A 1,680-nucleotide genomic window follows, 5' to 3' on the forward strand; every position below is an offset into this window, starting at 1 on the left:
ATTTTAGAAAGGATATTGCTATGGAACTTGATACTAATAATCATTCAGTGTTCATGCTTAATTATCATTTAATTATGTGTGTCAAATACAGGAATAATGTTATTGATGATGCTATCTCATTACGGCTTAAAGAGATATTTAAAAACATATGCCTTAATTATAATATTTCGTTGGAAGAATGGAATCACGATAAAGACCATGTTCATGTACTGTTCAGAGGACAGCCTAATAGTGAGATTTCTAAATTTATCAATGCTTATAAATCAGCAAGCAGTAGACTTATAAAAAAAGAATATCCAGAAATCAAGAAACATTTATGGAAGGATATGTTCTGGTCACAAAGCTATTGTTTGATATCTACAGGTGGGGTGACCGTAGATATTATTAAGGAATATATTCAAACGCAAGGAAGGTAAAATATATGTCAAAAGCAAACAAAAGTAACAAGGCAATTAAATATAGACTCTATCCAAATGATGAACAAAAAGTCATGTTTGCAAAAACTTTTGGTTGCTGTCGTTTTGTCTATAACCAATTACTTGCCTTACAAAAACAAAGATACAAAGATGGAGAATCCCATCTTTCTAAGCTTAAATCAAATGAGTTCGCTACTCGTACATTAAAAAAAGATTATGATTTTCTCAAAGAAATAGATAAATTTGCTGTTTCAAATGCCGTTTTTCATTTAGCAGACGCCTATGACAGATTTTTTAAAAAACAAAATCATTTTCCTAAATTCAAAAGCAAAAGAAAATCTAAAAAGTCGTATACAACAAATTTTACCAACAACAATATTCTTATTGGTAAAAATGTCATAAAGCTTCCTAAAGTTGGAATGGTCAAAGCTGTTATTCATAAGTTGCCTAAAGATGATTGGAAGCTTAAATCTGTTACTGTCTCTCAAGATAGTGTCGGTAACTATTTTGCTTCCGTTCTTTTTGAATATGAACAGGAAGACATTCCATCTGTTTCCAAATCAAGTACAAATGCTATTGGACTTGACTATAAATCCGATGGACTTTATATGGACAGTAATGGGAATAAAGCAGGAGTTCATAAATACTATCGAGAAAGTCATAAGAAGCTTGCTAAACAACAAAGAAGACTTTCACGAAAAGCAGGTTCTAAAAAGAATGAAACAAAATCAAGCAACTATTTTAAACAAATGAGAAAAGTAAACAGAATCTATAGAAAAATAGCGAATCAACGTCTCGACAGTCTTCATAAGAAATCTACTGAGATAGCCAATCAGTATGATATCGTATGTGTCGAAGACTTAGATATGAAAGCTATTGGAAATAAAGGTTTTGGCAATGGAAAAGCGACCTTTGACAACGGTTATGGAATGTTTCTTAATATGCTTGATTACAAGCTTAAAGAAAGAGGTAAATATTTTGTAAAAGTTGACAAGTGGTACCCTTCTAGCCAAATCTGTCATTGCTGTGGAAGTGTAAAAAAACTCGACCTAAAAGACCGAGTTTATACATGTGATTGTGGCTATACTGGAGACAGAGACCATAATGCAGCAATCAATATACTTACAGAAGGATTGAGGATTCTTCAGTCCTTATAGATAAATTATAAAAGTAGGCTTGGGACGAGCCAAACTTATACGCTTGTGGACACTGTGTAAGACCTATAATGTATTGTCATTAGAGGCTGTAGTGGTTGAAGCAAGAA

Annotated in this window: 2 protein-coding genes; both read left to right on the plus strand. The window is 32.3% G+C overall.

Going from position 1 to position 1,680, the window contains the following annotated elements; all coding sequences use genetic code 11:
• Positions 1-20 precede the first annotated feature (20 nt).
• A complete protein-coding gene (tnpA, locus tag LJD34_RS15870) occupies positions 21-416 on the plus strand; it encodes an IS200/IS605 family transposase (protein ID WP_107029640.1) in 396 nt (131 codons plus the stop codon).
• A gap of 5 nt (positions 417-421) precedes the next feature.
• Positions 422-1,573 carry a transposase gene (locus tag LJD34_RS15875; RefSeq protein ID WP_227360353.1) on the plus strand — a complete coding sequence of 384 codons (1,152 nt, stop codon included), beginning with the start codon at positions 422-424 and terminating at the stop codon, positions 1,571-1,573.
• The last annotated feature ends 107 nt before the right edge of the window (positions 1,574-1,680 follow it).

The sequence above is a fragment of the Faecalibacillus sp. MSK20_93 genome, from assembly GCF_020589945.1.
Classification (GTDB): domain Bacteria; phylum Bacillota_I; class Bacilli_A; order Erysipelotrichales; family Coprobacillaceae; genus Faecalibacillus; species Faecalibacillus intestinalis.